The organism is Olleya sp. 1-3 (assembly GCF_002836085.1).
GTDB classification, from domain to species: domain Bacteria; phylum Bacteroidota; class Bacteroidia; order Flavobacteriales; family Flavobacteriaceae; genus Olleya; species Olleya namhaensis.
In genome coordinates, this window is record NZ_PJBW01000004.1 from 179,553 (window position 1) to 204,440 (window position 24,888).

General features: G+C 33.6%; 19 protein-coding genes. 6 read left to right on the plus strand and 13 right to left on the minus strand.

The window, feature by feature from the left end; all coding sequences use genetic code 11:
• Nucleotides 1–17: 17 nt before the first annotated feature.
• The gene (locus CXF54_RS06075; protein WP_101202860.1) at nt 18–2,537 is read right to left on the minus strand and encodes a T9SS type B sorting domain-containing protein; all 2,520 of its coding nucleotides are present in this window, start codon (nt 2,535–2,537) and stop codon (nt 18–20) included.
• Between the two features lie 28 nt (nt 2,538–2,565).
• Complete coding sequence (gene hemB, locus CXF54_RS06080) at nt 2,566–3,564, minus strand: porphobilinogen synthase (protein ID WP_101202861.1); 999 nt, start codon at nt 3,562–3,564, stop codon at nt 2,566–2,568.
• A gap of 71 nt (nt 3,565–3,635) precedes the next feature.
• Between hemB and CXF54_RS06085 the strand changes: the two genes are divergently transcribed.
• Complete coding sequence (locus tag CXF54_RS06085; protein ID WP_157823404.1) at nt 3,636–6,269, plus strand: DEAD/DEAH box helicase family protein; 2,634 nt, start codon at nt 3,636–3,638, stop codon at nt 6,267–6,269.
• Nucleotides 6,270–6,273: 4 nt separating this feature from the next.
• Here the strand turns inward: CXF54_RS06085 and CXF54_RS06090 are convergent, their stop codons facing one another.
• The 10 genes from CXF54_RS06090 to hemA form a co-directional block, all read right to left on the minus strand.
• Complete coding sequence (locus tag CXF54_RS06090) at nt 6,274–6,663, minus strand: YchJ family protein (RefSeq protein WP_101202863.1); 390 nt, start codon at nt 6,661–6,663, stop codon at nt 6,274–6,276.
• 22 nt (nt 6,664–6,685) lie between these two features.
• Nucleotides 6,686–6,850 (minus strand): hypothetical protein, encoded by a 165-nt coding sequence (locus CXF54_RS15835; protein WP_232782576.1) that lies wholly within the window; start codon nt 6,848–6,850, stop codon nt 6,686–6,688.
• An 84-nt stretch (nt 6,851–6,934) separates the two neighbouring features.
• Entirely contained in the window at nt 6,935–7,456 is a 522-nt protein-coding gene (locus tag CXF54_RS06095; protein WP_232782577.1) for a hypothetical protein, read from the minus strand.
• Between the two features lie 2 nt (nt 7,457–7,458).
• On the minus strand, nt 7,459–8,361 hold the full coding sequence (gene hemF, locus CXF54_RS06100) for an oxygen-dependent coproporphyrinogen oxidase (RefSeq protein WP_101202864.1): 903 nt from the start codon (nt 8,359–8,361) through the stop codon (nt 7,459–7,461).
• The gene (locus tag CXF54_RS06105) at nt 8,351–8,890 is read right to left on the minus strand and encodes a GNAT family N-acetyltransferase (RefSeq protein WP_101202865.1); all 540 of its coding nucleotides are present in this window, start codon (nt 8,888–8,890) and stop codon (nt 8,351–8,353) included. The genes hemF and CXF54_RS06105 overlap by 11 nt, the downstream gene beginning before the upstream one ends.
• A complete protein-coding gene (locus CXF54_RS06110; protein WP_101202866.1) occupies nt 8,890–9,642 on the minus strand; it encodes an EI24 domain-containing protein in 753 nt (250 codons plus the stop codon). The genes CXF54_RS06105 and CXF54_RS06110 overlap by 1 nt, the downstream gene beginning before the upstream one ends.
• Nucleotides 9,643–9,673: 31 nt before the next feature.
• Nucleotides 9,674–10,699 (minus strand): uroporphyrinogen decarboxylase, encoded by a 1,026-nt coding sequence (gene hemE / locus CXF54_RS06115; protein ID WP_090837391.1) that lies wholly within the window; start codon nt 10,697–10,699, stop codon nt 9,674–9,676.
• Nucleotides 10,700–10,756: 57 nt separating this feature from the next.
• The gene (locus tag CXF54_RS06120; RefSeq protein WP_090837296.1) at nt 10,757–11,113 is read right to left on the minus strand and encodes a four helix bundle protein; all 357 of its coding nucleotides are present in this window, start codon (nt 11,111–11,113) and stop codon (nt 10,757–10,759) included.
• A gap of 78 nt (nt 11,114–11,191) precedes the next feature.
• On the minus strand, nt 11,192–12,766 hold the full coding sequence (hemC, locus tag CXF54_RS06125; protein WP_090837297.1) for a hydroxymethylbilane synthase: 1,575 nt from the start codon (nt 12,764–12,766) through the stop codon (nt 11,192–11,194).
• Nucleotides 12,759–14,024, minus strand: a complete 1,266-nt coding sequence (gene hemA / locus CXF54_RS06130) for a glutamyl-tRNA reductase (RefSeq protein WP_090837299.1) — start codon at nt 14,022–14,024, stop codon at nt 12,759–12,761. The genes hemC and hemA overlap by 8 nt, the downstream gene beginning before the upstream one ends.
• 195 nt (nt 14,025–14,219) lie before the next feature.
• Between hemA and CXF54_RS06135 the strand changes: the two genes are divergently transcribed.
• Nucleotides 14,220–15,113 carry a helix-turn-helix transcriptional regulator gene (locus tag CXF54_RS06135; RefSeq protein ID WP_090837301.1) on the plus strand — a complete coding sequence of 298 codons (894 nt, stop codon included), beginning with the start codon at nt 14,220–14,222 and terminating at the stop codon, nt 15,111–15,113.
• 34 nt (nt 15,114–15,147) lie between these two features.
• On the opposite strand, the gene CXF54_RS06140 is transcribed toward CXF54_RS06135, so the two are convergent.
• Nucleotides 15,148–18,624, minus strand: a complete 3,477-nt coding sequence (locus tag CXF54_RS06140; RefSeq protein WP_101202867.1) for a TraB/GumN family protein — start codon at nt 18,622–18,624, stop codon at nt 15,148–15,150.
• A gap of 155 nt (nt 18,625–18,779) precedes the next feature.
• Between CXF54_RS06140 and hemH the strand changes: the two genes are divergently transcribed.
• Genes hemH through CXF54_RS06160 form a run of 4 tightly spaced genes read left to right on the plus strand, consistent with a single transcriptional unit; the run spans nt 18,780 to nt 24,849 of the window.
• Entirely contained in the window at nt 18,780–19,811 is a 1,032-nt protein-coding gene (gene hemH / locus CXF54_RS06145; protein WP_101202868.1) for a ferrochelatase, read from the plus strand.
• Entirely contained in the window at nt 19,811–21,160 is a 1,350-nt protein-coding gene (locus CXF54_RS06150) for an MATE family efflux transporter (RefSeq protein ID WP_101202869.1), read from the plus strand. Before hemH ends, CXF54_RS06150 begins: the two co-directional genes overlap by 1 nt.
• A gap of 51 nt (nt 21,161–21,211) precedes the next feature.
• Complete coding sequence (locus CXF54_RS06155; RefSeq protein ID WP_101202870.1) at nt 21,212–24,301, plus strand: VPS10 domain-containing protein; 3,090 nt, start codon at nt 21,212–21,214, stop codon at nt 24,299–24,301.
• Nucleotides 24,301–24,849 (plus strand): CopD family protein, encoded by a 549-nt coding sequence (locus CXF54_RS06160; RefSeq protein WP_101202871.1) that lies wholly within the window; start codon nt 24,301–24,303, stop codon nt 24,847–24,849. The genes CXF54_RS06155 and CXF54_RS06160 overlap by 1 nt, the downstream gene beginning before the upstream one ends.
• Nucleotides 24,850–24,888: the final 39 nt, after the last annotated feature.

Below are 24,888 nucleotides of genomic sequence, written 5' to 3' on the forward strand. Positions count from 1 at the left end.
TATTTGTAGCGTAAAATTTAACGTTTTAAGGTGAAATGTGATTTAAATTCTCTTTTTATATTGTCATCATCCAAATAGATTACTTTAAACCAATAATCAGAAGATGGTAATATTTTACCATTAAATGTCCCGTCCCATCCTAATCCATTTGGATTAAGTTTTTTTAAAAGTTTACCATACCTATTAAAGATATAAATTTCAGGTTGTATCAACTCGTCTACACTTATGATTTGCCAATTATCATTATGACTATCATTATTAGGTGTAAAATAAGGCATGTAATCAATCAATGATTTTTCAATAGTTACTTTTCCGCAACCATTAATGTCGATTATATTAAAGATGTGATATCCTGCTGTTATTCCCGAAAATATTGGAGATGATTGGTTGGGACCATTATCTATATTGTATACATAACTACCATTACCTGAAGCTATGATTTCAACGCTATGATTTTCTGAAAAAGGATTAGATAAAGTTTCTATTTCAAGTGTTTGAGGAGGCCCTGAAGGAGATACAGTTGCTTGTTCTGTATAGTCACATTGTGTAGTTAAATTTGTAGCTTTAACGGAGTATAGACCATAATTATCTACTGTTAATTGATTTAAATTTTCTCCGGGAATTAAGACATCTTCTAGGTACCATTCAAAACCATAATCTAGACTAGATAAGTTTGTTGTTAATGTTGGTAAATTATAATCTGTGTTTATGCTGTTATCGCTATTTAAACAGATAAAAGTATCCTCAACGTCAAAGTCTGGAGGAAGATTTATTGTTATTTGAAAAGAAGTATAAGAGTAGCAAAAATTATTTAAATTCGTTTTTTTAGCAAACAAAGTAAAATTGTTTAATCCTGGTGTTGTAAATGATGTTATATTTAAATCATTACCACTAATGGCATCTTCTTCTGTTGCGTGATACGTTATCTGATATTCTGAATAATTATCTGTGCCTATTATAAAGGGATTTAGTAAAGTTAAATTTATAGTAGTTATATAATCATAATCCTCATCGCAATAAAATTGGCTAGGAATATTGTACGCTATTGGTTGCTCGGGCCCAAGTATTTCTATTACTTCATTACTAGGTGTAGGACATTCATATTGTTCTAAAACAAAATTAGTGTAAATCCCTCTTTCTAAATTTGATAATCTGATAATCCCGTTAAAATCTGCAGTCAGTTCTTGAGGTCCAAATAAAATAGTGCTATCCAAAGTGTAGGAAACCAAATAGCCGGTATAAGGGGTTAAATCATGGATGTTAATTTGGCCATTTATGGACTGACAATTAGTTAAATCTGTTTTTGTTAGATAGTAATTAGGTGGCTCTGGATCCGTCAACTCAAAAACAGTATTAATGGTAGTGTTGCATCCAGAATAGCTTAATGTTGCATCTGAATAAGTACCTGAGTCCAAATTGATTATTTCAATATCTCCTAATTCGCTAGCCACATATGTTTGGTTTGGAATTAGGACTCCATCATCTTGGTAACTTAGAATATAAGAATCACCTGGGGTCAGCCCTGAAAAAATTAGCTTACCATCATTACCATTGCATACTGACGGGTTTTCTTTGAAAATATTAACAATTAAAGGAATGAAGGATTCATCAATTTCTTTAAGAATATAATAGTAAGTAAATTTTTTGGTCTCATTAGGAGCAATGTTACCAAAGTTAAATGCTATAGAAATTGCAATATCTTCAAAAATAGTCATATCACCTTCTACATTTGATAAGTCAGTTCCGTTCCAGACGTCTGATGCATTTCTGTTATTAAAACCGCCAAAGCTAACTCTGGCTAACTCATCTCTGCAAAAAAAACTAACGCTAGATCCATCCATATCTTCGGTGGTCATAAGCGGATCTTGAGAAGCTGTTACTAGACTTATATTATCAGTTGCAGAACTGGCTTGAGAAATAAGTTCCATGTTAGTTTCATAAAAACCACTTAAAGTAACGTTGTTATCTGGGTCTACATTATGCATAAAGTAAACATCAGGTTTAACTACATTTGAAATATTTTTAATGGTAGTAGCCATCTGAATAAATAGACCATCTTTAGTTACACTATAATATCTTTTAATATTTAAACCATCAACATTTCCTTCCCAGAAGATTTGAGCACTATCATCGAAACAGTCTGACGAAATAATATTAACCCCTTTAATTTCTCCCGGGATTTCAGAAAGATAGTTGTTGTTATTATTATAGTTTACACCGTTTACAGACAAACAAAACCCTTCTTCTGGTTCTCCAGGTGTAAAAAAATCACCATCATAATCTACCCATCCATCTGCAAGTGGGTTTGCTATAAATCCAAACAGATTGTTTCCATCTGCTTCTCTGTTTTCGTGAAATGTAGAAGGTTTGTTCGATGTGTTTGCGCCAAAAACACCTGATGTGTTTATTCCAATTTCAACAAAATCTCCTTTGGCCCAGCCTTCACCAGAAATTAAATGAGCTTCTAATTGTGCATAAATAGAGTTGGTTAAACAAAAGGCACAAAGTAATAATAAGTATCTAAATTTTAATAGCATTTAATAGCGTGTTTCTATAGGTTGATATTTAGGATTGATCGTTTATAAATTTAACAACATCCTTTGCAAAATAACTTGCAATTATGTCTGCTCCTGCGCGCTTAATAGCTGTGATTTGTTCCATCATAACCGCGTCGTGGTCTAGCCAACCTTTTTCGGCAGCAGCCTTAAGCATAGCGTATTCTCCAGAAACTTGATACACGGCTACTGGTACATCAACTTCGTTTTTAATTTCGCGTACAATATCTAAATAGCATAATCCTGGTTTTACCATAACGATATCTGCACCTTCGTCAATATCCATTTCTGTCTCGCGTAGTGCTTCAAAACGGTTAGCGTAATCCATTTGGTATGTTTTTTTGTCTTTTGGGATATCTTGAACATCTACGGGAGCAGAGTCTAAAGCATCTCTAAAAGGACCATAAAAAGCAGAGGCATATTTAGCAGAATAACTCATAATCCCTACATCTGTAAAACCATCGTCTTCCAAAGCCTCACGTATAGATAAAATACGACCATCCATCATATCGCTTGGTGCTAGAAAATCTGCACCAGCTTCTGCGTGAGACAATCCCATTTCTGTTAATACATCTACACTATCATCGTTAACTACTTTTCCGTTTTCTATAATTCCATCGTGTCCGTAAACCGAGTAAGGGTCTAGTGCCACATCTGTCATTACTAACATTTCTGGGCAAGCATTTTTAACGGTTTTAATGGCGCGTTGCATTAATCCGTCTGGATTTATAGCTTCAGTCCCTTTATTATCTTTTAAATTATCAGGTACTTTTACAAATAGTAACACGGATTTTAAGCCTAATTTCCAAAGCTCTTTAACTTCAGCTTGTAATAAGTCTAAACTATACCTGTAATAATTTGGCATAGATGCTATTTCTTCTTTTATACCTTTTCCTTCAACCACAAAAAGTGGTACTAAAAAATCGTTTGGAGAGATAATCGTTTCTCTAACTAAGCTTCTGATCGCCTCGTTTGTTCTTAATCTTCTATTTCTCTTAATTGGATACATAATTTTTGTATAAAATTCCTGATATTGTTTACTTTTATCAAAAACAAAGTTAATAATAATCCCTATTTATATTGAGCAAAACGTGGTCTAGTTTACAATTTGTTTTTCCTTGGAGAAGTTATCAAGCACAACTCTTAAAACACTTTGATACGCACATTTCAGACCAGCATTTTCATGTTATAGCACCTCCAGGTTCTGGAAAAACTATTTTAGGGATAGAGATTATGCGTAGGCTAGGTAAAAAAACATTGGTTTTAGCGCCTACACTTACTATTAGAAACCAATGGGAAGATCGTTTGCAATCTTTTTTTACTAAAAACAAAGATTTTAAATCGTACTCGTTTGATGTAAAAGCGCCAAGCGATGTTACTTTTATTACTTACCAATCGTTGCATGCATTTTATAAGTCTTTTGAGGATAAAGCCCATTATCTAGACTTTTTTAAAAAGCATAATATTGAAACACTTGTTTTGGATGAAGCACACCATTTAAAAAATGCGTGGTGGACGTGTTTAGTCGAACTAAAAAATAGCAGGCCTTTTTTTGTAGTTGCTTTAACCGCAACGCCTCCGTACGATAGTGATCGGACGGAAGTGGCTAAGTATTTTAATCTATGTGGTGAAATTGATGATGAAATTGCAGTGCCCGATTTGGTTAAAGAAACTGATTTATGTCCACATCAAGATTTTGTGTATTTTTCAAAACCCGAAGATTTAGAGGTTAATTTAATTTATGAATATAGACAGAAAATAGCCAATTTTAAAGACGACTTACTTGCGGATAATACCTTTGTCACTTTTGTTAAACAACATCGTTTTTATAGAAATACCGAAAAATATTTAGATGAAATTTATAGTAATACTGAATATTTTTCGGCGCTACTAATTTTTTTAAACGCATGCGGAACACCTATTGAAAGTTCTAAATTAAGAACGTTAGGCTTTAATAAAAATGAAACTATTAATTTTCCGGAGTTGTACTTAGATTGGTTACAGGTTTTGTTTCAAAACCTATTAGTGAAAGATAGGGAACAGTTAATAGAAAAGGAGTCATACTTGTCTAGTTTAGAGAAAAAACTGAGGCAACTCCATGTCTTTGATAAAAAAAGAGTCAATTTTTTAGGTGAAGATTTGTTATATAAATCATTGACCAATAGCCCGAGTAAACTTAAAAGTATTATCAAAATTGTTGCTGCAGAAAGCAAGAGTTTGCAAGCTAATTTACGTTGTGTTATTCTAACCGATTATATAAGGAAAGAGTTTTTAACCACTCCAGAGCAGCAACTTCAGGATATAAATAAAATTGGAGTTATTCCTATTTTTCAATATTTGAGATGTCGATTTGAAAACAAGAAGGATTTAGCTGTTTTGACTGGTAGTTTGGTTATTATTCACACTTCAATTATTGATGCTTTTAAAAGTCTAGCAGCGGACGTTTTTTCTTATTCACCTTTAGATGTTGATGCCAACTTTGTAGTTCTATCAGGAAACACAAGTGCTAAACATAGCATTGTAGGTAGTGTTACTCAGCTTTTTGAAAACGGAACGATAAAAGTATTGGTGGGTACAAAGTCTTTATTAGGCGAAGGTTGGGACGCGCCTTCTATTAATAGTTTGATTTTGGCGTCATTTATTGGGTCGTTTGTGTCTTCTAATCAAATGCGCGGTAGAGCTATCAGAAAAAATCCTAAAAGACCTGAGAAAACCGGGAATATTTGGCATTTAGCCTGTGTTGATATTACAGCTCAAAATGGAGGGAAAGATATTGAAACTTTAAGACGACGTTTTGAGGCGTTTGTTGGCGTTACGACTAATACAATTCCTTTTATTTCTAATGGGATTGACCGTTTAGATATTCCGGAACATTTTACTGATGTAGATATTGACCAGTTAAATACAAAGACTTTAAATAACGCCACTAATAGAGCTTCAATTACTAAAAAATGGAAGGATTCTATTGGTAACGGAACAGCATTAAGTAAACAAGTACAGGTTTTTGATTTAAATGAATTGCCTTTCAAAAAACAAAAGCAAGTGTACTATTTTGACATCGTACGTTTTTTTACTATAGAATTGTTCTTTTCTATTTTACTGTTTTATTTTGAATACATTATCAAAGCCTTTAATCTGATTCTTCAACGGGGATTTGCGTATTTTATATATTCGTTTTTAGCGTATTTCTTAATTTCTTTTGGACGTAAATTGTACAAGGCAATTACGTTGTACATGCGTTATGGTTCTTTGTATAAAACCATTCAAAAAATGGGAGCGGTAATATTGGATTCGTTGTCGGACTTAGGTCACTTAACCACTAGTAAAGATCAGCTTACTGTTGTAGCAGCGCGTTCGGGTAGTAGGGATGTTATTTGTAATTTAATAGGAGCGAGCACGTATGAGAATACTTTATTTTCTTCGGCTTTAAGCCAATTATTAGATCCTATTGATTCGCCAAGATATTTAATAATTAAAACCAATTTGTTTAGACGACGTTTAAATATTGAAAATTTTTACCCGGTACCAGAATTATTTGGTGACAAAAAGAAGCATGCTTTGGTGTTTCAGAATAATTGGAAAAAACATATTGGTAGAAACAAGTTGTTTTATACTAGGTATTTTGAAGGGCGCCAATTACTTTTAAAAGCAAGGTTGTTTCACGTATATAATGCGTTTAGAAAAACAACTAAAGAAGTGACTATTTGGAAATAAGCTGTTAGTCTTTAGCGTAGCCTACGTAAAACCAATGGTTGTTTTCTTTTACAAAAGCAGACTTTTCATGGATGACATCCATGCTGCCATTATCATAAAAATAGGCGCTAAAAGTAACCGTCCCTTCCGTGTCTTTTTTTAAACCTTTGGTAGTGTCTTGCACATCTAATTTAATCCATTCTACAGATTTTGCCCAAGTTACAATTGCTTTTTTTTCTGAAGTTGGTCTAGTAGATTTATGATGGGTTGACATTAAATATTCACCATTTGCTAAGACAAAAGCACTGTATCTAGAGCGCATCAACTGTTGTGCTGTTTCAGTTTGTCCACCGTTTAAATGAAACACTTCACAGCATGTCTTGTAAGTTTTATCAGTTCCGCAGTAGCAAGTCATCTAAAAGTTGATTTATAACTAATTAGTCTAAATTTCTAATAAATTTTTCGACGTTAATATGGACATCATCTTCACCTTGTTGATCAAATGGGTTTTCTAAATGCGATTGGATATTATCTAAAGCAACAAGTATAACACTAAACATAATTGGTACAGCATATTGTAAACCGTAACTATAACTTGTCACGCTATGCGCAAAATGTGGTCCATAAATTATTGGTAAAGCAATAATAAAAATATCACTATAGGTGCGTAATGTTCTTGGTGTACGCTATTGATAAATGTGTTTTATACGCTCAAAAGAAATCATCATTTTACTTAAAAACTGATTGGATCTTGAGGCTTCTCCAGATGGTAATCCGTGACTTCTTAGGCTTTTTATAAAAAGTGAAATGGTATTAAAGTTTTCGTATACTTTTTTCTCGGTAAGTTCTAAGTCGCTAATTGGATTTGTAAAGACATCCGTTAGAGCGTTTAATAGATTTTCTAGATTGGTTTTGATTTCTGCTTTTAGCTCCTTTGGTGGGTTTTCTAGCCAATGCGATACTGCAAAATATAAGGCACGACCATGTGCTTTTATAGAGCCATATTCGTCCAAAGCAACCTCTCTACGCTTATAAGCACCTCCAATAGAAAACACAATAGGAAATACAATTGCAGTTCCAATAAGTGTTAAGGGGAAGTCTGCTTTAATTTCAAAATGAATACAGAAGGCAGTCGAGGCAACAGCTAATCCTGTTATTACAAAAGTCTTCCAGTTTATAATTAAAAATACGCGTTTGAATAACTTCATAATTATACCCAATCTTTAGGATTTTGTAAAATGTTTATTAAGCGCTCTTCTTCGCTACCAGCTTCTGGTTGATGATCATAAACCCATTGTACATGTGGCGGAAGACTCATTAATATACTTTCAATACGACCATTAGTTTTTAGTCCAAAAAGGGTTCCTTTATCGTGTACTAAGTTAAACTCGACATAACGACCACGACGTATTTCTTGCCAATCGCGTTGTGTTTTGGTGTAATTTAAATCTTTCCTCTTTTCTACAATAGGGACATATGCTTCTAAAAAGCTATCGCCAACTTCTGTAACAAAGTCATACCAATTTTGCATGCTCATGTCTTCAGTTGCTTTGCAGTAATCGAAGAATAAACCGCCAATACCACGACCTTCATTACGGTGTGCATTATAGAAATATTCGTCGCAACGTGCTTTATATTTTTGATAAAATTCTGGATTGTGGGTATCGCAAGCCGTTTTGCAAGTTTGATGAAAGTGTTTCGCATCGTCATCAAATAAGTAGTAAGGCGTAAGATCTTGTCCGCCACCAAACCATTGGTCTACAATATTTCCTTCTTTATCGTACATTTCAAAATAACGCCAATTAGCATGTACTGTTGGCACCATTGGGTTTGTTGGGTGTAAAACTAAACTTAATCCACAAGCGAAAAAATCGGCATCTTCAACACCAAAATATTTCTGCATACTGTCTGGTAATTTACCATGGACACCAGAAATGTTAACACCACCTTTTTCAAAAACGTTTCCATTTTCTATAACTCGTGTTCTTCCACCACCACCTTCTGGGCGTTCCCAGATATCTTCTTGAAAAGTGGCTTTTCCGTCAATTTTTTCTAGACCAGCTGTAATTTGATCTTGTAGTTGCTGTATGTATTTGAAAAATTTATCTTTCATAGTATAATTCGTATAGCTCCATATCTAACGGTTTCTCATTGGTTGGAGTGAATTCGTTTTTTAAGGTTTTAACCCATTTAAAATTATTAGTCAATGCAACGTTTACACTTGGTAAATTATCTTTATGTGTTATAATTTGAAGTGTTTTTAATTGCAATGTGTTAAACGCGTAGTTGGATAATAATTGTATTGTTTTAGACACAATTCCGTTGCCTTTAAAATTGTAATCTATACAATAGGCAAATTCGCCTTGATCCAAAGACCAGTCGAGTGCTTTTATGTAAATAAGACCAATAAGTTTACGGGTCTCTGTTTGTTTTAAAGTGAATACAAATTCCTCTTTTTTGTCAAATAGCTTTGTTTTCTGTTCAACAAATAGTTTTGACAACGTTGGGTTTGAATTAGCTTTTAAAGTGCCCGGAAAATAGCGTTTAAATCGGTCTTCGTTAGAGACCATAAAATCGCAGAGTTTCCATACGTCATTACTATGAATTGGATTGATTTCTATACCGTCAAATTTTGCAATCATTAGATTGTAATTTGACTATTGGTTTTTATTAACTTAACGGTGCTTAATGAAGCAGCAGTCACACTTAAAGGTAGTACCAAAATAACACCAATAAAAGGGACTAATAAAAATAGAATAAATACAAGTCCGTTACCTATGGCAATACCTCTGTTTCTTCTTACAAAGTTAATACTGTCTTTATAGTTGTAATGGCGCTCTAAAGTGTAATCCATATTACCAAATCCCGCATAGTAACCTTGTACTAAAAACAGTAAAATGGTGGAAAATATGTTAACAACAGGAATAAATTTTAATAATAATAATGGTATCGTGATTAATAGCTCACGTCCTAAGTTTCTTAAGTTTATTCTAAGACCTCTCCATAGTTGCTCCTGAAAAGATGTTTTTCTGTGATTATGCCTAGTTATTCCTGTTAGGTGTGTTTCTATTTTTTCTGAAACGGGACTCATAAATGGAGCAGATAGCGCCATTACGATGTGTTTGTACAGTATTAAACCTAAGGCTAGAATTATAATGACACCAATAACTGTTGAAAAGGATGTAAAAGCGCCTTTTCCCCATTCCCAGAACCATATTTTGGCAATAAAACGCCCAATATTATCTGATAATCGGTAAGCGCTAAATCCTATTACGGAACCTGTTACAATACTAATAATGATAGGGATAAAAAAGTATTTCCAGAGCTTTAGCTTTGAGATTAAAGCTAAAGCACCAGAATAACCATGTATGCCTTTTATTATGTTTTGTATCATATTGTGTTAAACAAAACGAGTTCGTTTTGTCTTAAGCTTTGTATTCTTTTACAGCATCAATAAATGCTTTTGCATTCTCTAATGGAATGTTAGGTAAAATACCGTGACCTAAATTAACAATATATTTGTCTTTACCAAAGTCGTTAATCATTTGGTGTACCATTTTCTTTATTTCTGCAGGAGGAGAGAATAATCTGGTAGGATCAAAATTACCTTGTAATGTTACATTTCCACCGGTTAAATAACGTGCATTTCTTGCAGAACAGGTCCAGTCTATACCTAAAGCAGAAGCGCCAGATTTTGCCATATCGCCAAGTGCAAACCAACAGCCTTTACCAAATGCAATTACTGGTGTTTCGTCTTTTAAAGCATCAATAATTTGTTGGATGTATTGCCAAGAAAATTCTTGATAATCTACTGGAGATAACATACCTCCCCAAGAATCAAAGACTTGAACAGCATTAACACCTGCTTTAACTTTTTCTTTTAAGTAAGCAATAGTAGTATCTGTAATTTTTTGTAATAAGTTATGCGCAGCTATTGGGTTTGTAAAACAAAACTCCTTTGCTTTGTCAAAGTTTTTAGACCCTTGACCTTGTACACAATAACATAAAATTGTCCAAGGAGAACCAGCAAATCCAATTAACGGAATGTCGTCATTTAATTTTTCCTTAGTCATTTTAATAGCTTCGTAAACGTAGCTTAAGCTTTCCTTTACGTCAGGCACAATAACGTTATCTACGTCTTTTTGTGTGCGTATAGGATTTGGTAAATAAGGCCCAAAATTAGGCTTCATTTGTACCTCTATATTCATTGCCTGCGGAATCACTAGGATGTCACAAAACAAAATGGCAGCATCCATACCGTAACGACGGATTGGTTGTACTGTAATTTCACTTGCTAATTCAGGAGTCTGACAACGTGTAAAAAAGTCGTATTTAGCCTTTATTTCCATAAATTCTGGAAGGTAACGACCTGCTTGACGCATCATCCAAACTGGTGGACGGTCTACTGTTTCTCCTTTTAATGCTCTTAAAAATAAATCGTTTTTTATCATTGCTAGCTGTTGGCTTTTAGCTTTTAGCTTTTGGTTGCTCACCTTTTTCTATTAGCTCTAGCTCTTTTTTATTTTATTAATTAAACCATTAATCATTCTGCCTTCTTTGTGAATTAAAGTCATTAGGTTTTCTGTTTCCTTTAAATCTATTAACTTTAATTCGACTATGATAATCAGTTGTGTTTCTATTTCAAAAAGTGAACCTATAGCTATTTCTAAAAAACGCTTAAATTCAACTTCACTATTTCGGCTGCAGCCTTCTGCTATATTAGAAGGGATTGATACAGCTGCTCTATTTATTTGGCTTATTAAACCAAATTTTTCTTGAGCGGGTAATTGATGAGATAATTGGTAAACTTGTTTGACAATGCTTATTCCATTTTTCCAAATTTCAAGTTTTCTAAAATCTCTCATTATATGTTTTGCTTTAATGACTATTAGATTAATTATACATAATAGTGGGGCAAAAAGCTAACAGCAAAAGGCTAATAGCTATGTATAATGTTCGTTTACTAATTCTATAACACTCTCTACTGTTGGTACTTTGGCAATGCGTACATCGTCAAAATGTTTGCTTGCTTCTTTTGCTGTAGTTTCACCTATGCAAAAGGCAATGCCAGTACCTTCATTTTCTTTTTTATAACTCTGTACCGTTGATGGGCTGTAAAACATAACGCCTTCCACAGTTTCAGGAAGCTCAATACTATCTAATTTTGTTTGATAGGCTTCAACTTCATTTACTTTAATACCGCTTTTAGTTAATATTTCTGGTAAATCATCCAATCTTACATCACTGCAAAAATAAGTAACCTCTGTACCTTCAATAAAATCTACTAAATACTCTGCTAATTTCTTAGCATTTTTTTCTGTGTGTAATACTTCTCCAATGCGTTTTTCAATCATTTTCTTAGTACGACGACCAACACAATAGATGTTTTTAAATTGAAGTTCTACAGCAGAATAGTTAGTCAGTAGTGCTTCAACAGCATTTTGACTTGTAATGACTACATTTTCAATTTCATTTTTAAGAAATCTTGGATGAATTCTGTTTAAACTAATCTTAACAAAATCAGAACTTTCAGCTTTTACTTTATCGCTAAAAAGAAAACGTTGATCTTCTGTTAATGATTTTGTCGAGTATATATTTGTTTTTACATGAGACTCTTTAAGCTCATCCATTAAACGGTTACCACCACGGTCTAAAATGTAATTAGCACACCAATCTGCAATATCATGGTGTTCTCCAACAGCTTTTACGCGTTTAACTTCTATTTTTTTAGTACCGTCTTTACTTAGTAAGATTCCTTCAAAGGTTAATTCTTCATCTTTTATAAAAGCTAAAGCTCCAATTGGGGCTGTACAACCACCTTCTAGTTTTCTTAAAAAGTCACGTTCTATTTTTGTGCAAATTTCAGTTTCTTTATGGTTTATTTCAGCTAAGATTTCGATAGTTTCGGTATCTTCTTCTAAAGCTACAACCATAATTGTCCCTTGTGCAGGCGCAGGAATCATCCAATCTAAATTAACAGCATCTTCTGGTCTGATGTCTAAACGACCAATACCTGCAGCAGCAAAAATAGCACCGTTCCAGTCGCTATCTTCTAATTTTTGTAATCTAGTATTTACGTTTCCTCTTAAATCAACTATAGTGTGTGTTGGAAAACGATTTAACCATTGTGCACGTCTACGTAAACTTCCGGTTGCAATAATGGCATCTCTTGATCCTAAAAATTCTTCGTTGTTTTTAAAAACTAAGGTGTCTCTAACATTACCACGTTTGACAACAGCAGCTTGTACAATTCCTGTTGGTAGTTGTGTTGGTACATCTTTAAAAGAGTGTACCGCAATATCGATATCTCCATTTAACATGGCAATATCTAAAGTGCGTGTAAATATCCCTGTAATACCTAATTCGTGTAACGGTTTGTCAAGTACAATGTCTCCTGTAGATTTTAAGGGAACTAAAACTGTTTGATGTCCTAATTCTTTTAATTGATTTTGTACTGTTTTTGCTTGATATAAAGCTAACGCGCTATCGCGAGTTCCGATTCTAATTATTTTAGACATGCTTAGTTGTGGTGTTTTCTAGTTGAAACACTTTTTTTATTAGATCCAAACTTTCGTCAGTTGAGAATGCATCATCTTTTAAGTGATGCGCGAAATGATTGGTTATTTTTTGAATAATTTTATTACTGATAATTTCGGCTTGTTCTTCATTAAAGTTAGCCATTTTTTTACGTTGTGTATCTAGCTCTGCATTTTTAAAACCTTGAAGTTTTTGTTTTAAAGCTTTAATTGTAGGCGCAAATTTCCTAGTTTCCAGCCAGCTAATAAATTCAGCTTTAATGTCTTCAATAATGCTTTCTGCTAATGGGACTTGTTTTTTTCTACGCTCTAAAGTTTCATCGGTAATTTGCGATAAATCATCTAAATGTATGCGTTTTACGTTAGGTAAGTCGGTTACGTTTTCGTCTACGTTTTTAGGAATTGATAAATCTAAAATTAATAAGTCTTTTTTAGATTGGATTAATTGTTTGTCAACCGTAGGGTTTTGAGCTCCCGTAGCTACAATTAAAATATCAGCTTCATTAATTTCTTCTTGAAGGTTGGCGTAATCTTTAACTACTAAATTAAACTTTCCTGCAACAGCTTCTGCCTTACCTTTAGTACGGTTTATTAGAGTGATTTGCTCGTTTTTAGTGTGTTTCACTAAATTCTCGCAAGTATTACGTCCAATTTTACCTGTTCCAAATAATAAAATGTTTTTATCTGTAACGTTATCAATGGTGTTTAAAATGTATTGCACGGAAGCAAAAGAAACGCTTGTTGCACCTGAAGAAATTTCAGTTTCCGTTTTAATACGCTTACTTGCTTGTATTACAGAGTTAACAAGACGCTCAATAAATGGATTTAATAATCCGTGTGCTTTAGAAGCTACTGTGCTTTTTTTAAGTTGTCCTATAATTTCGAAGTCACCTAATATTTGACTATCTAAACCAGATCCAACTCTAAATAAATGAGATATTGCTTCTTGACCTTTATATATGTAGGCGTATTTTTGAAATTCTTCTACTGTTCCTTTTGTGTTGTCACACAATAATTGGATTAGTTGGTAAGGGTGTTCTGCAAATCCGTATATTTCTGTACGGTTACAAGTTGATGTTACTATAAGGCTTTGAATACCATTAGATTTAGCTTGATTTAAAAGCGCGTTTTTAGAGGGTTCATCTAAACTAAAATGACCTCTAATATCGGCATCTGCTTTTTTATAACTTAAACCTAAGGCATAAAAATATGTACCTGTTGACATGTGATAGTGCTCCATTTACCTGACTGGGACTTTGTTGTAGGCAAATTTATGTTGTATATTTTATAAAAAGTAACGCTAAAAGAACTTTTAATAACGTTTGTGGTTTTTTATGCTAAAAAATGAGCTAACAATGATAAATATCATATTTTAGCAGTGAATACAATGGTTTTAGAGTTAGTTGTTTAGAACCAATCTAAATAAGATTTAATTATGACGCTTTCTTCTTCTTTAAAAAATGTCGCTAAAGGTTCGTTTGCAGAAACGCAAGTGGATCAAGGTGTTTTTGTCCTTACTTATCAAAATGAAACAGCTAAAAATCAAACAGTTGAGCGGTTTATTGATAGTAGTTTTATTCAGTTTCATTTTTGCTTAAAAGGTGACAGTGACTTTATTTTTAACAATGGAAGTTATGTTTTAAATATAGCTGAAGAAACCTCATTGTTGCTATATAATCCACAGCGTGATTTGCCTATACATCTAGAGGTAAAGCCTGACTGTTGGTTAGTTTCGGTTTTAATTTCTATTAAAAAATTTCACGGTTTGTTTTCTCAGGAAGCAGATTATATTACTTTTTTGAGTAGTGATAATAAGGATAAAAAGTATTATAAGGACGGTAAAATTTCGCCATCCATGGCTATTGCATTAAATCAGATTGTTAATTTTAATCTTAACTCGTCTATAAAAACATTATACTTTAAAGGCAAGGCATACGAGTTGTTAAGCTTGTATTTTAATAGGGGGGAGGATGCAGATATCGAGCAATGTCCTTTTTTAGTTGACGAAACTAATGTTGCTAAAATTAAAAAAGCAAAAGATATTATTATAGCAAGAATGGTGGAGCCACCAACGCTTCAGGAATTATCTGAAGAGATCAGTTTACCTCTTAAAAAACTAAAAGAAGGTTTTAAGCAAATTTATGGCGATTCTGTGTTTAGTTTTTTATTAGATTATAAAATGGAGGTTGCTAGAAAGCTTTTAGAAACGGGTAATGATAATGTTAATGAGGTGGGTTTAAAAGTGGGCTACAGTACTTCTAGTCATTTTATAGCAGCGTTTAAAAAGAAATATGGCATCACGCCTAAAAAGTATGTTCAGTCAATATAAAAAAAGGCGCTTAAATTATTAAGCGCCTTTTTTGTTAGTATCCTCCGTCGTCTAGACGTTTTCGGTTTTTATGAATAACCAGATCTAAAACATCTTTTATTAGTTTGTCTTCCTCCTCGTTTTCGTCAATATAATTTCCGCTATACCCAGAGTCATAATAGACTTCTGTTTGTAATCGGTCCGTTTCTTCTTGCCTTAAAAAACCAGCGTAATAAAAACGTTTGGTTTCGTCTTTATCTTCTTTTTTTACAAGCATGTAGAAGTACATGTCGCCTTCTTTATCATCATCTGTTTTAAAAACTTTTTTGCCTAAAAAGTGTATAGAATCACGCTCCTTTTCTATTGTTGTGTTGGCAAATAATGTAGATTTAGCGTACATTTCTTGACTAACTTTCTGAGCTATATATGGCTTGTATAGCTTTTTACGATACATTTTATCTATCAATGCTGCCTGATTTTTATAGTCATCAATAGTTTTTTCTTTAAGTTTTTCAGGAATAGGCTCTCCGGCTTCTTCTAGTAAGATGTAATAGGTACTTAGCGCAGATACATTGTCACTATCTAATAGCTTATCAAAAAAGTTTTTAGCTTCGGCTTCTTTTCTAAACGGAAATATAAGTTTTACAAACGCATATAAAGCACTGCTATAGGTTCTGTAATTGTATTTTGACTTAGAGCCTAAACTACGTTTTACTTCTATTTTACCATCTTTAATAAGTTGTTTTTTAAACTTTTTATAAGACTTTGTTTTGATAACGCTACTGTCTTTTAGTCTTGCCAAAAGCTCGTAGATTGGCTCTTTGTATTCTTCAATAGAAGTGTATTCCATCAAATCAGGGAAGAGTGTTTTTTTAAGCGCTAACGAGTCTTTGTAGTTGTAAAACATAGAGCTTATAGATCCGCTTAACGGTAAGTCTTTGTTTAGTAGTGTTAAAAATGTTTGATAAGACTTTTTGGTAGGCTTATTTAATAATGACCTTAAAATGGTGTTCTGAATGTCTGGCTTTGAATAAGACTCGACATAAAGTTGATTTAAAAAGGCATCTGTTCTTGGGTCTTCTAGTTCTGTTAATTCCGAAATTAAAAAGGTTTTAAAGTCTTCTTTGTTTTCTGGGAATTCGAAATTTTTAATTAAGTCAATCATCGTGCTTGCGTTTGATTTGTTAAACTTAATTTTTGTTTTCGCCTTAAATACAATGCTGTCATTTTCGCGCAACGCAGTAAAGAAGCGTTCTGTTTTATCGCTAAACACGGATTCTCCCAATAGTGTGTCTATTGGCTGAAAAGTATCGTAAAAACTAGTGACAAATTTTGATGGTTTAGAAAGTGTGTCCGTCAGGCTTTTTATTTCGAAAAGTGCGCCTTTTTTAAGTATGTTTTTTACTAAAATTGCTTTTGCACTAAGCGAGTCTTTTAAAGTGTATTCATAAAAAAACTGATCGTCTTTTTTGTATTTCTTTTTGTCAGTGACGATGTACTTTTTAAATCCATCAATATCTTCTAGTTTTTTTATTTCGCTGTCAATCTCATTCCATAAACTATCTACATTTTTATACATCTGTAGGTCATGAAATTTTAATCTGGTAATAAAAACCTGTTCGTTTGATTTAGAATAGTATGTGGTGCGTTTTGTTTTTTCTTCGTAATCTTTAGGTTTGCTATAACTATAATAGTCATAAGGAGGCGATGCTTTTGTGTTTGTGATTACAGAAAAATGTAAAGACGTGTCTATAATTTTTTCAAAGCCTTCTTGTTGTACGTCTTTAAATTTAAAAGAATTAAAAAAGTCTGTTGCTTTGCTTTCTGTTTGTCCAACATAACCCATTAAAAAGTAGCTACCGTCTTTTACGATGCTTTTTAAATGAATATTTTCAGTTGACGTCGAGTCTTTTTTAGCAACACCTTCATAACTGTAGTATTTGTTGTTTTTATATTGACCATTGGAGTCTTCGATTTCAAAATCTTTATAAAAATTAGTGACAATAAACTTGGCTTCAAATTTGTCTTCTTCAATATAATACACGTCGTTATAGGCAACTTCTTTTAAAAAGTAATAGTCACTACCAATGGTTCCTTGGATTAGTTTTTGACCCGCATTTTGGATGTTATCTGTAGTGTAGTATTTAGGAAAGTTAACTTGGTACTTGTTGTAAGTAGATGTAAACGTGTCAAACCCAGATTGGGGTGTTTTAAATGTAATAGAATGAAATATAGGCGCTTCATTTTTTAAAACATAATCCTTTTGACCGGCAAATTTGATAACAATTACCTCTAAAGGGGTTTTGTAAATATGGTATTTTTGGTAGTCTCCTTTTTTGGTTTTGTTTAATATACTAATACCAGGATAAGGGCTTGTTAAAACGTCCTTTTTTATAATATCACCAGGGATATCTTCAAACAAAAAATTATCTAATCTGTCTAGCGATATTTCTTTTTCGTTTGGTAAATAATCATAAGTATTAAATCGGCTAATAGTTAAATAGGCACCATTAGTCATGTCTGGAGAGATATAATATTTTTGCCCACTATAATAAAATTCATATAAATCTGTAAACGCTTTTATAGTCAAAAACCCATCTGGGGTACTGGCTGTTTTTATAGCAGTCGGAGCAATGTAATCTTCAATTTGTTCTTTTTTAGTCTGAGCAACGCTAGATTGTTTAGAAACCAATGGTTTTACTGTGTAACCTTCGTCTTCTAGCATTTTTAGCATTCCTTTTTTACCGGGCAAATGCGCCGCGCCAACACCAGCAAATACTGTTTGAGATTGCATTAAAGAGTCTAAAACGTGTACCATATTGGCATTACGTTTATATAACATATTTTCTCTAAAATACTCTGTGTTAGAGGCAGCTCCAATAGAGTCTAAAAGCGATAAATTACGATCTCTATATGTGTTTTCTTGAACTAAATAAGGGTTTTCTTTTTCGTATAACTTAGTTAACCATGGGTCTATTTTGCTTTTTCTAGCATTACGTTGTGCTTTGGATACTAGGTAGCGAGATTCCTCAATATCTTCTAAGCTATATATGTTTTTTTTCTTCTTTTTACCGGCTTGGTAAATAAACATGTCTAAGTAAGTTTCTTCTTCAAAGTTATCAGCATAGCCATCTTTTCTGTATAAATACCCATTAATCATTCTGTTATCAGATCTAATACTTCCTCTAATAGCGGTTTCTTCAGGATGTTCTAATCCAAAAAGGCTAGAGTAGAAGTTTTTATCATAACTCTGACTGTAGTTTTGTGGTGTTAGTGTTGTTGTTTCGTAATTAAAAGCTAACCAAGTAGAGGGGTCAGATTCTAATGCAACACTTTCGCTTTTTTCTAAGGCGTCAAAAAACACATCGTCTAATCTAAAGGCAACTTTTGCACTGACGTGCATGGTGCCATAGATATAAGAGGGTTTGTCGAGGTTTTTTCCAGAAATTTCCCAAAGAAGACTTTGGTTTTGGTTTTGAGAAAACGTAGTGATTGAAAATACACAGAATAGTGCAAGGATAATTTGTTTCATATAGTTTTAGGGTGTCTATCTGTAAATATATTAAACTAATTTTTATTTAAAAGGCTTTGCCTATATATTAATAGGATTTAAATATGATGAACAGATTAATTTTTAATCATAATAAAATTTAGTGTTGTATTTTTGTTTTTGAAAAAGAAATAGACATGAAAAAAGGCGTATTGCTTGTAAATCTTGGTTCTCCAGAAAGTCCAGAACCTAAAGATGTGAAAAAATATTTAGGTGAATTTTTAATGGACGAGCGTGTTATTGACGTTCCGCTTTGGGCCAGAACATTATTAGTTAAAGGGATAATCCTTAATACAAGGCCTAAGCAAAGTGCAAAAGCTTACAAGAAAATTTGGTGGGAAGAAGGTTCTCCATTAATTGTGTTGTCAGAGCAGTTACAGGATCAAGTTCAAAATCATACAGAATTACCAATAGCTTTGGCTATGCGTTACGGTAGTATGACTATTAAAAAAGGCTTGCAAGAATTAGTTGATAAAGGTGTGGATGAGGTGTTTTTAATTCCGTTATATCCACAATTTGCAATGGCAACTACCGAAACTATTTTGGTGTTAGCAGAAGAGGTTAGACAAGCAGATTTTCCTAATTTAAAAATAGATAGTTTACCTGCGTTTTATAATAAACCAGATTACATAAAAGTGTTAGCAGAGTCTGTAAAAGGGCATTTACAAGACAAGGATTACGAACATTTATTGTTTTCTTACCACGGTGTTCCAGAACGTCATATTAGAAAAAGCGACATTACTAACGGACATTGTAAGATAGATGGTAGTTGTTGTGAAACAGCAAGTAAAGCGCATGAGTTTTGTTACAGACATCAATGTAAAGAGGTAACGCGTTTGGTAGGAGAATATTTAGGCTTGGAAGAAAACACGTTCTCAACTTCATTCCAATCTAGGTTAGGTTTTGATCCATGGTTACAACCTTATACCGATCGTACTATTGAGCGTTTAGGTAAAAAGGGCATAAAAAAGATGGCTATTGTTACTCCTGCTTTTGTAAGTGATTGTTTAGAAACATTAGAAGAGATTGCTATGGAAGGAGAAGAAATTTTCCATGAAGTAGGCGGTAAGGAGTTTACAACTATTCCTTGTTTAAATACGGATTCTAATTGGGTTAAATTATTAGCAGAATGGATAAATAAGTGGGCAGAAACGCCTGTTAAAGTATAATGCAGACTAGTAAATCTTCAAATTTAGGAACCGAAACCATTAGCAAACTACTGATTAAACAAGCAGTGCCAGCTTCTATTGGTATTTTGGTAATGTCGCTAAATATTTTGGTAGACACTATTTTTGTTGGTCAGTGGATTGGGTCTACAGCAATTGCGGCTATTAACGTAGTCTTGCCTGTGTCATTTTTTATTGCTGCTTTGGGGATGAGTATTGGTGTGGGAGGATCTTCCATTATTTCTCGTGCTTTAGGTGCTAATAATAAAGAAAAAGCACTCAAAACGTTTGGTAATCAAATCTCGTTAACGCTTTTGTTTACGGTTACTTTTGCGGCATTTGGACTTTATTTTGTAGAGCAGCTAATACCGGCATTTGGTGGTAAGGGTAATATTTACGAACCCGCTAAAGTGTATTACGAAATTATTTTATATGGTGTTCCTGTTTTAGCGTTTGTAATGATGGGTAACACTGTTATCCGTGCAGAAGGCAAGCCTAAGTTTGCCATGTATGCGATGCTAATTCCGTCTATTGGTAATTTAGTTTTGGATTACATTTTTATAGGCATTTTAGACTTTGGTATGGCTGGTGCTGCGTGGGCAACAACGGGATCTTATATCGTTTCTTTCTTATTTATTTTTTGGTATTTTTTATCTTCTAATTCAGAGTTAAAAATCAATTTAAAGCATTTTTATTTACAAAAAAATATCGTGTCAGAAATCGGAGCCTTAGGGTTTGTTACCTTGGCAAGACAGGCAGTAGTTAGTGTTACTTTTTTATTGGTAAATAATGCGTTGTTTGATTATGGCGGAGAAACGTCTATCACTGCTTACGCTATTGTTGGTAGGATGAGCATGTTTGCTTTGTTTCCTGTATTTGGTATTACTCAAGGATTTATTCCTATTGCGGGATATAATTTTGGGTCACAACAATATGATCGTGTTAAGGAAGTCATTTACACAGCTATTAAGTATGCAACAATACTAGGGACTCTAGTTTTTATTGCGTTAATGTTTTTTCCAGAAATTATTACAAGATGGTTTACTACAGACCAAGACGTAATTAATAACACACCAAATAATATGCGTTTGGCGTTTGCTGCGGTCCCAATATTGGCCCTTCAGTTAATTGGTTCGGCTTATTTTCAAGCAGTCGGAAAAGCATTGCCAGCGTTATTACTAACCTTAACAAGACAAGCTATATTTTTTATACCGTTAATGTATATTATGCCTCTATATTTTGGAGAGCTAGGTATTTGGATATCATTTCCTATTGCAGATGTTTTAGCAACCATTGTTACCGCCTATTTTTTAAGAAGAGAGGTTAAGTTAAATTTAAATAAGGACGTATAACAAGCGTAATAATTCTTATTTTTACTATTCGCAACCTAATTCAACCTTAAAATGAATACTTTAAAATCACTATTATTTCTTTTTTTAATAGGACTTTCATCCGTATCCAACGCACAAACTGTAAACCCATCTGATTATTCTGGTTTAGAATATAGATTATTGGGGCCTTTTCGTGGCGGAAGAAGTGCAGCTGTAACAGGTGTACCAAACCAACCTAATTTGTATTATTTTGGTTCAACTGGAGGTGGAATATGGAAAACTTTGGACGGTGGACGTCATTGGAATAATATTTCAGATGGTTTTTTTGGAGGAAGTATTGGGTCAATATCGGTTTCAAAAAGTGATCCAAATGTCATTTATGTTGGAGGAGGAGAAAAAACAGTTCGTGGTAATGTATCTTCGGGATATGGTGTTTTTAAAAGTGTAGATGCTGGAAAAACTTGGTCAGCCTCTGGCTTAAAAAACTCAAGACATATTCCTAGGCTTGTCATAGATCCTACAAATCATGATGTGGTTTACGCGGGTGTTTTAGGTAATATTTATAAACCTACTCAAGATCGTGGTGTGTATAAAAGTACAGATGGTGGTGCTACTTGGAAAAAAACATTATTTGTAAACGATCAAGCAGGAGTTGTAGATTTAATAATAGATCCAACCAATCCAAGAATAGTGTATGCATCAACATGGCGTGTGCAACGTACGCCTTACAGTTTAAGTTCTGGTGGGTCAGGTTCTGGATTATGGAAAAGTACTGATAAAGGAGAAACATGGGTTGAGATTTCTAAAAACAATGGATTTCCAGAAGGGACTTTAGGAATTATAGGCGTAACAGTATCGCCATTAAATAGCCAACGTGTTTGGGCAATTATTGAAAACAAAGATAAAGGGGGTTTATATAGAAGTGATGACGGAGGTGAAACTTGGAAGCAAGTTAACAGCGAGCGTAAACTGCGCCAACGCGCTTGGTATTATACGCGGTTGTATGCGGACACCAAAGACGTAGATGCTGTTTATGTTTTAAACGTGCGTTACCATAAAAGTACGGATGGCGGAAAGACTTTTGATACTTATAACGCACCGCACGGTGATCATCATGATTTATGGATTGCTCCGGAGGACCCAAATAGAATGATTATTGGTGATGATGGAGGAGCGCAAGTAACTTATGATGGAGGAGAAACTTGGAGCACATACCACAACCAACCAACATCGCAGTTTTATCGTGTGACTACAGATAACCATTTTCCGTATCGTATTTACGCTGCGCAACAAGACAATTCTACTGTCAGAATTCCGCATCGTACGGAAGGTTGGTCCATTACAGAAGACGATTGGGAGGATACAGCAGGAGGAGAGTCTGCGCATATTGCAGTAGATCCAGAGGATAATGATATTATTTATGGTGGTAGTTATGATGGGTTTTTAACCCGAAAAAATCATCGTACCGGTACTGTTAGGGCAATTAACGTCTGGCCAGATAACCCAATGGGTCATGGCGCAGAGGGTATGAAATATCGTTTTCAGTGGAATTTTCCAATTATTTTTTCTAAACATAATCCCGACAGATTATATACCTTTTCGCAACATGTACATGTTACAGAAAATGAAGGGCAATCTTGGCAAATTATAAGCTCGGACTTAAGCAGAAATGATCCAGAAAAATTAAAATCTTCTGGAGGACCAATTACTCAAGATAATACATCTGTAGAGTATTATTGTACCATTTTTGCAGCACAGGAGTCTCCTATAACAGAAGGTTTGCTTTGGGTTGGTAGTGATGATGGATTAATACACGTTACCAAGGATGGCGGAAAAAACTGGTCTAACGTTACGCCTAAAGGCATGCCAGATTGGATGATGATAAATAGTATAGAGCCAAGTAATTTTGACGCAGGGACTTGTTATGTGGCAGGGACTAAATATAAAACTGGCGATTTTACACCGTATTTGTATAAAACTACGGATTACGGTAACACATGGAAAAAAATAACAAATGGTATTCCGGACGAGCATTTTACAAGAGTGCTTCGTGAAGACCCAAAACAAAAAGGATTGTTGTATGCTGGAACAGAGACTGGATTGTATGTGTCATTTAATGATGGTAAAAACTGGCAATCATTTCAGCTTAATTTACCAATTGTTCCTATTACAGATTTGACAATAAAAGACAATAATTTAATAGTTGCTACCCAAGGTCGTAGCTTGTGGATTTTGGATGATTTATCAGTGATTCATCAAATGTCAAAATCTAGTTATAGTGACGTACAATTGTATCAGCCTAAACCAACGTATAGAATGCGTGGTGGTTCTTCTAAAAATAATAATACAAGTGGTACAAATCATCCAAATGGAGTAATGACGTATTTCAATTTAAAAAATTATAAAGACGGAGATACAGTAAGTTTAACTTATTTTGATGCAAAAGGAAATACTATTAAAACGGTGTCTACTAAAAATAAAAAGAAAGATAAATTAGACGTAAAAAAAGGACTTAACCAATTTGTTTGGGATATGACTTATGACGGGGCTGAAAAGTTAGACGGAATGATTTTATGGTGGGCAAGTTTAGAAGGTCCAAAAGCTGCACCGGGAACGTATAAGGTTGATTTAAATGTCAACGGTTCTAATGTTTTGCAACCTTTTACTATAGTTGCTAATCCAAATTCAGAAAGTACGCAAGAGGATATGGAGCAACAGTTTGTGTTTATCAAGGATATAAATAACACCATAGATAATGCGCACAAAGCCATTAAAAAAATGCGAAAGGTCAGTGCGCAATTAACTGCTTTTGAAACACAATATAAAGATGATGATAGTTTAAAAGACTTGTTAGAAAAAGCTAAAAGTCTAAAGGCTAAATTTACTGAAATTGAAGAAGCATTATACCAAACAAAAAACAAGAGTGGGCAGGATCCTTTAAATTTCCCTATTAGATTGACCAATAAATTAGGGCATCTAAACGCCTTAGTTAGAATGGGAGATTTTGCGCCAACCGAACAAGATATAGCAGTAAAAAACCAATTAACGTCTAAAATTAATACACAGTTAAAGTCTTTTAATACTTTAATTACGGATGAGGTTACAGGCTTTAATTCCGCGTTTAACGCAAAACAACTTAATTATTTATTTGTTCAAGACTAATGGAGTATTACAATTACATAAAAGCGCTACACTTAATATTTGTAGTCACTTGGTTTGCCGGTTTATTTTATATCCCTAGATTATTTGTGTATCAAATAGAGGCATTTCATAAACCGTCTCCGGATAAAGAAATTTTAGGAGTTCAGCTTAAATTAATGGCTAAAAGATTGTGGTTTATTATCACTTGGCCAAGTGCTATATTAGCTACTCTTTTTGCAGTTTGGTTATTAATATTACAACCTTTTTGGTTGCAGCAACCATGGATGCATGTTAAGCTTACGTTTGTTGCTTTATTGTTTTTATATCAATTTCAAACGCATGTTTATTTTAAGCAATTACAAAACGATGTCGTTAAAAAAACCTCTAATTTTATGCGTATGTATAATGAGGGGGCAACCTTTATTTTATTTGCAGTTGTCTTTTTAGTGATATTAAAAAGTGCTATAAATTGGATTTTTGGTGTTATCGCTATTTTTGTTTTAGGTCTATTATTAATGATAGGGTTTAAGGTTTATAAGCGTATTAGGGATAAAAATCCAAACGCATAGTTATCACATAATACCATCTGTCTGTTTTTGGTTTGATTA